Raw genomic sequence first — 6,283 nt, 5'->3', positions numbered from 1 at the left:
CTCAACAAAGACCGCACCAACCACAACTGACCAACCACGGGAGGGGTCAAAATTCCCGAACCCAAACGGGGTCAATTTTCAAAAATCGGCGACAGTTCGGCGGCTTTCGTCTCGTACCCGGCCGGCCACAGCGATCCCGGCACCATGAAGTCCGTCGGCAGCCCGACCCCGCGACGCGCGGTCTCCGACAGCAAGGCGCGCCGCAAGTCGGCAGCGACGGGCTGCTGAGTACGAGCGATCAGCACCAGGTCGACCAGATCCTTGTAGCGACTCGACACTGACACCGCCCCATCGCTGCGAGCATGCGTTTCCAGGCACGCCGTCACCTTGTCCGCGATGTGGTCGACGAGCGGGTAGGCCCGGTAGTTCACCCGCGCCAGCCCGGGAATCTCCACCGAGACCAAGGGCGATACGACCTCCGGCGGGTGGGTCATCGAATGCCCCGCGACCAGATCCACCGAGAATGACGCGAACGGCCGCCCACCCAGTCCGGCCACGACAGCGAACCGCCGCCCCTTGTCGCCGACGAGCGGGGTCGGTGGCCCGATTTCGAACACGAAGAAGTCACCCAGGTTCCGCCCAGCGGCGGCCCGCAACGCCTGCTCTGCCTCATCGAGGTCAGCCGCGGACTGCCAGGACAGGTCGATGTCCTTACTGTGGCGAGCCACCTCCAAGCGTGCCAGCAGCGCGGCGGCACCCTTGAGCACCCACCGATCAGCATCCGGCGCGCTGAAGACCCGGGACAGCAGCCGGTCATAGGCGAACTGGCGCTGCAAATCGGTCACCGTGAACGCGGACGCGCGCGCCAACTTCTTCAACCGATCCGTCAACGCCGCCCGCAACGCTGCAGGCGACCCGTACGGGAATGACTCCGTCATGCGGCATTGCTCAGCAACTGGTTCGCCAGCGCCGTGCCGTCGTCCGCCTGGTATCTGCGGGCGAACGGTGCCACCGACTCAGCAATCTTGTTCACGGTCGTCAGTCCGCGCCGGACGGCCTCCACCGCGATCGTGGCCACCGCGCTCCCGTCCTCGTGTACATCCAGCAGATCTGCCACGATCCGGTGCGCCCGCGTCACTGGCAACCCGCCGGTCAGGTCCCGGTCTTCCGGCGGAACCTGACGTACATACAGCCGTACGTCCTGCCGTCGCGTCTGCGTTCGTACCGGAACGGCAAACTCGTGAATGTCGGCAATCAGGTCTCCGAGACCGTACAACTCGGCTGCGGATCGATGGGACACGACTGCCACACGGTCGGACTGCACCCGCTGCCACGCTGGCGTGAGTGGATCGAACTGCAGCCACGCGGCCCGCAGATCAAGATGACCGGCATCCGGCCCCCCGGCGACCCGGTACACACCGTGCGCCACGCGCACTAGTGCCCCAGCCGCAACCAGACGAGCAAAGGTCGCTCGAGGCACCCCCATCGCGAGAGCCTGGGCGCGGGTTAACAGCCCCCACTGATCCTCGGCGAGCTCTGTCGCCAGACGAGTCAGCATGCCTACCGAGGACATGCTGCAAAGTGTATCATATGTAGCGCACATTGCAGCATCAGCACGGCCTCGCTGAGATGGACCGGCGCCGCTGTCCAGCCTTCGGTCAGATCGAGCGGCAGTGCCCCTCATCCACCGTGCGCGCCGTCGATGCATTCGCAATTCCGGGCTTGCAACCCAGGATTTCCCCAGGATGCCGTTCTCCGAGCCGACAATGGCTGCGATGGCCACAATCGCTCTGAAGTGCGGAAAAACGCATCTCGATCATCGTTAACGTGTTGCTCGTAAATCACGAGCGCTCGGTGCAGCCGGGCTCGCGAATCTCGATCGCTACGCTCCGCAGCACCGGCTTTGAACTGCGAAAACGCGCTAAGTCAGCCGTTGAGCAGCTGCCTCGCCATCACGATCCGTTGCACTTGATTCGTGCCCTCGTAGATCTGGGTGATCTCAGGCCAAACAAGCTCTGAGCTGCGAAAACTTCCGCGATCATCTGATTGGCCCAGCATTTGCTCAGCATGCCTGCGAAGCTAACCCTGGCTTCGCGTGCTAGCCGCTTTCCTTGCGGTGATCACGATGGGCGCGTGCCGGCGAGCGGCAACGGGCAACACTCGGAGATCTTTGATCGATGCTGTGTCCCGTTTGCTTTCCGGGGTTCACCGACAGTGATTGCGCTGGCGGCTGGAGCACGTCACGTTACCTCACTGCCCGCCGATAGGTCGCGGCCAGTTGCGATTCCACAACCTTGCCACCAGAACTGGCGTGGCCATCCAGCAGGCGGTAGGCGATGGCAGTAGGTTGTGCTGCCGATCTGTAGCGGTCCCGAACGCAGCCGTGGCTGCTCCACCATGATCAGGCCGGCGGCGCAGTAGTACGGCTCCAGCGCGGACCGGGTGCTCCTGATGTCAGCATCGCGGGCTCGGCATCGGCGCGGGCGCTCAGCCAGTTCAGGAGGCGATGCCCGGCGCAAGCGATGCCGAACAGGTCCATGCCGGGCAGAGCGTGGATGCGTCCCGGGTGCCCACCTGGTGGGGTTGTGCCTGCGGACTGCCAGTTGGCCGTGCGGCCCTTCACATCAGTGCGTGATCCACGTTCCAGATCGGTTGCGGATCCGGCGTCTGCGGGTGCAAGGAGTGGCCAACTTGGCCAGCGGGTACACCACGGAGGCGTAACCCGCCGCCCCGACCAGCGCGGCGGCGAGCAGCTCGGCCGCGAGGATTGATTGGCGGCCCGGTGGACCAGGGGCTGTCTTCTCCTGCATCGGTGGTGAGGTCCGGGTATCTGGCCAGCAATGCCTCGATGTATGCGGCGACGCGCGCGGTTGGTCCAGGGGTGCATCCGACCCCATGTAGCGGTCGTACTTGCCCCGAGCGAGTAGGAACCACTTGCGGTCGGCCTCCCACTGGGTGCCCTCGTCCTTGACCGGTCTCGCCGTACAGCCGGCCGTCTTCGTCGACCTTCTCAGTGTTCGAGCCGCGGTAGACCACCAGCGCGAGGCCGGCGGCCCGCTCGCGGACCCGGGTGGTCTTCGTGTCGAGGCGACCAGTTCGCCGGCCTGAGCCCGGCCGCCAGGCTTGCGGACGATCGCACGCATAAGTCCGGCGTGCTTGTTGCGCAGTTCCCGCCGCTCCTTCTCGTTGCGGTGTAGCCAATCGATGAGCTCGGGCAGCTCGGCATCTTCTTCGTCGAGGCTATCCACCGACGCAGAGCCTGACCCCGGCGTCGGGCTCTGGTTCGGCGCCGTCGGTGGCTGCACGGTTGGGGCGAGGTGCTTGATCGGGGAATCGGGGTGTCCGGTCAGATCGAGCGGTTGTGCCGATCGGTTAGACATGTGCCGTCCCCATGGCTCCGTTGGTTGGCAACGACGTGAATGCCGTCGGTTTCTGTCGTACCCCTGTGGTTCTGTGTCGGGTGTCAGCGCACCCGAGGAGACCGCCGTGTGGGCACACAGCAAAAACCGGTTCGGCCACCGACATCGCATTGAGGACCATCTCCGCGGAACGGCGGGTCTGGCACGCGTATTCGCGTCGCCTTTTGGGTTGGGTGAGTTGGCGTGGTGGGCCGGGCTGATCCACGACGGCGGTAAGTGCTGGCAGGAGTGGCAAGACAGGCTACTGCTGGTGGAGCCGACGAACGGCAGAGTCGGGCTGGACCACAAGTCGTTCGGAGTGCAACTCGCTCGCCGTCACGGGTTGCGGCCGGTCGAGTTCGCAGTGGCCGGGCACCACGGCGGCCTGACCAATCAGAGCAAGGTCGACGAGCTGTTCGGTGAGGACGACGAGCACGAGCGGCGGTTGCGGCGCGGCCGGTGGGCCGACGCCGAGCGACTGTTGCGCGTCGCGGTGCCGGAGATGTTCACCCAGGTGCCCAGACTGTCTTCGGACCTCGGCCCGGACGGCGACACGATGACCCAGGAGTTTCTCCTGCGATTCCTGTTCTCCTGCCTCGTGGATGCCGACGTGCTCGACACGCAGGCGCACCGGGAGAACGGGGCCCCGAGAGTGGGCCAGGACCTGGATGCTCAGTACCTGCTCGAACGGTTTCTGGCACGTCGTTCGGACTTTCTTACCAGGCGGTCACCGGGGCAGATGGACGACCGGCGGGAGCGGGTCTTCAGCGCCGCGATGGCTGCCGCTGAGCAGGCTCCGGGGATCTTCCGGCTGACGGCTCCCACCGGCACGGCGAAGACGATCGCGGCTGCCGGCTTCGCGCTCAAGCATGCCGCGATGCATGGCAAGCGGCGGGTGATTGTCGCGGTGCCGTTCATCACGATCACTGAGCAGAACGCGGCGGTGTACCGGAAGCTGCTTGACCCGGAGGACCCAGAGGCCGAACGGGTCGTCCTTGAGCATCACAGCCACGTCGAGATGGACGACCCGGATTCGGGTGAGCGACACCATTCGTGGCGGCGTCTGGCTGCGGAGAATTGGGATGCGCCGTTCGTGGTCACCACCACCGTGCAGTTGTTCGAGTCGCTGTTCGGCCGGACACAGTCGCGGATGCGCAAGGTGCACCGGATCGCAAACTCGGTGCTTGTGCTGGACGAGGTCCAAGCGCTGCCGCATCGCCTGCTGCCGCAGATCGCAGACGCACTGCGCATCTTGTCGCAGCGGTTCGGTGTGACCGTAGTGTTGTCGTCGGCGACGCAGCCGGCAGTGCATGCGCTGGGACCGCTGAAGGACCTGCACGCGTACGAGATAGTGCCCTCACCGGCGGCGTTCTTCGCCGAGTGCCAGCGGGTCGAGTTCGACTGGCGGCTGGATCCGAGGCCCGCGTTGGCGGAGATGGTGCAGGAGGCCGCCGACCATGCGCAGGCACTCCTGGTGGTCAACACTGTCCGCGACGCGCGGACGGCCTTCGAGCAGGCGCGCAAGGACGACTCGCATGGATCGTCGGTGCTGCACCTGTCCACCGGCATGTGCCCCGCCCACCGGCACCGTGTGCTCCGCACCGTCCGGGAGCTGCTTCGACACGGTCAGCCGGTTCTGCTGGTCAGTACCTCCCTGGTCGAGGCGGGTGTTGACCTGGACTTTCCGGTGGCCTTCCGGGCCGTCGGGCCGCCCGAATCGTTGGCCCAGGTCGCCGGACGGTGCAACCGCGAGGGCAATCTCGGGAGCCGTGGGGGTCTGGTCGTCATCTTCGACCCCGCCGATGGTGGACTCCCGCCGTCCTACCCCACCCAGATCCACAAGGCGCGGGTCTACTTCGGCCGGGACAAAGCCGAACCTGAGGATCAGGCGGCGCTGGCCGCATACTTTCCGGATCTCTATCGGACGCTCGGCATCGAGGACCGGGGCAGTCCTGCGAAGGTCATCGCTGGGAACCGGCGTAAGTGGGACTTCGTCGCCGTTACTGACGGGCCGCTGAAGTCCCCGGGCGGCGTGCAACGGGACCGTGAGCTCGCCTTCCGGATGATCACCGACGACACCGTACCCGTGCTCGTGCCGTACGGCGACCAGGCCACGCAAGAGGCTGTCCGAGAGTGCCTGGACAACCTGCGCGGGTCCCAGCCGGACATGCGAGCGCTGCGGCAACTCCAGCCGTACATCACCGCTCTGCGTCGCCGAACTGCGCAGCGCGCCGAGATCGCCGCGAACCTCGATCCGGTGATCGGGGACTTGCAGCAATGGCGCGGCGAATACGACGACGGATTCGGCATCGTGCTCGAACCCAGAGAGGGGGACTACCTGCTATGACAGGCCGGCGTCGGAGTCATCACCTGACATTGCATACAACGCTGCGGCTGGTCCCCCCTGGAAATGTCGGTCAAGCACTCCCGCGATCGAGGAACTCGATCACCGCCAAGATCAGCAGGGTCGTCACGCCAAATGCCGCCCCGCCGCTGAGGATGGCGTTGGCGATATTCGCGCCACCCAGCCAGGCCAGTAGGCCAGTCAGCAGTCCAGCGATCGCCGCGACAACGAGGGTTATGGCTACCCATACAGCTCGCAGCGAGGCGGAGCCTCCGTGGCCGGGACCGTGCGACGGTACATGGGATTGCCGCTGTGCGCCCACTGACGGCTCCTCTTGGCTGGTACTTGACTGGCCGTTGGGGCGGCTCCCTGCGCGACGACCGGCGCCAGTTGCCTCTCTGCGGCGACTCCCAGTCGTTCAACCGCCGCTGCGGTAGTTGCGCCTTGCGGGTCGAGGCTAACCAACTATTGATGGTCGTGTCTACTGGTTCTTTGATGGAATGGGGTAGCATCCACGACGTCCCGTCGAGGCGACAGCAGCGGGGCAGCGAAGGCAGCCCCGAGGGTCTCAATCACCAAAGAACGAGGGAAGTAGACCCTT

General features: G+C 65.7%; 4 protein-coding genes. 1 reads left to right on the top strand and 3 read right to left on the bottom strand.

The features are described from left to right. Window positions 1–71: 71 nt before the first annotated feature. Both AB0I21_RS49170 and AB0I21_RS49165 read right to left on the bottom strand, forming a co-directional pair. Window positions 72–878 (bottom strand): nucleotidyl transferase AbiEii/AbiGii toxin family protein, encoded by an 807-nt coding sequence (locus AB0I21_RS49170; RefSeq protein WP_360571666.1) that lies wholly within the window; start codon window positions 876–878, stop codon window positions 72–74. After that, window positions 875–1,513, bottom strand: coding sequence for a type IV toxin-antitoxin system AbiEi family antitoxin domain-containing protein (locus tag AB0I21_RS49165; RefSeq protein ID WP_360571664.1), 639 nt, complete (start codon window positions 1,511–1,513; stop codon window positions 875–877). The genes AB0I21_RS49170 and AB0I21_RS49165 overlap by 4 nt, the downstream gene beginning before the upstream one ends. Window positions 1,514–3,426: 1,913 nt before the next feature. Between AB0I21_RS49165 and cas3 the strand changes: the two genes are divergently transcribed. Next, window positions 3,427–5,685: a CRISPR-associated helicase Cas3' gene (cas3, locus tag AB0I21_RS49160; protein WP_360571662.1), complete on the top strand. Its 2,259-nt coding sequence runs from the start codon at window positions 3,427–3,429 to the stop codon at window positions 5,683–5,685. 70 nt (window positions 5,686–5,755) lie between these two features. On the opposite strand, the gene AB0I21_RS49155 is transcribed toward cas3, so the two are convergent. Continuing rightward, window positions 5,756–6,004, bottom strand: coding sequence for a hypothetical protein (locus tag AB0I21_RS49155; protein WP_360571660.1), 249 nt, complete (start codon window positions 6,002–6,004; stop codon window positions 5,756–5,758). Between the last annotated feature and the right edge of the window lie 279 nt (window positions 6,005–6,283).

It is taken from the genome of Dactylosporangium sp. NPDC050588, assembly GCF_040654975.1.
Taxonomy (GTDB): Bacteria; Actinomycetota; Actinomycetes; order Mycobacteriales; family Micromonosporaceae; genus Dactylosporangium; species Dactylosporangium maewongense.
This window is presented reverse-complemented; position numbering and strand designations above follow the sequence as displayed.

What these genes read in the sequence shown, in the direction of transcription:
- AB0I21_RS49170 (WP_360571666.1), bottom strand. Translation starts at nt 878, where the DNA reads ATGACGGAGTCATTCCCGTACGGGTCGCCTGCAGCGTTGCGGGCGGCG.
- AB0I21_RS49165 (WP_360571664.1), bottom strand. Translation starts at nt 1,513, where the DNA reads ATGTCCTCGGTAGGCATGCTGACTCGTCTGGCGACAGAGCTCGCCGAG.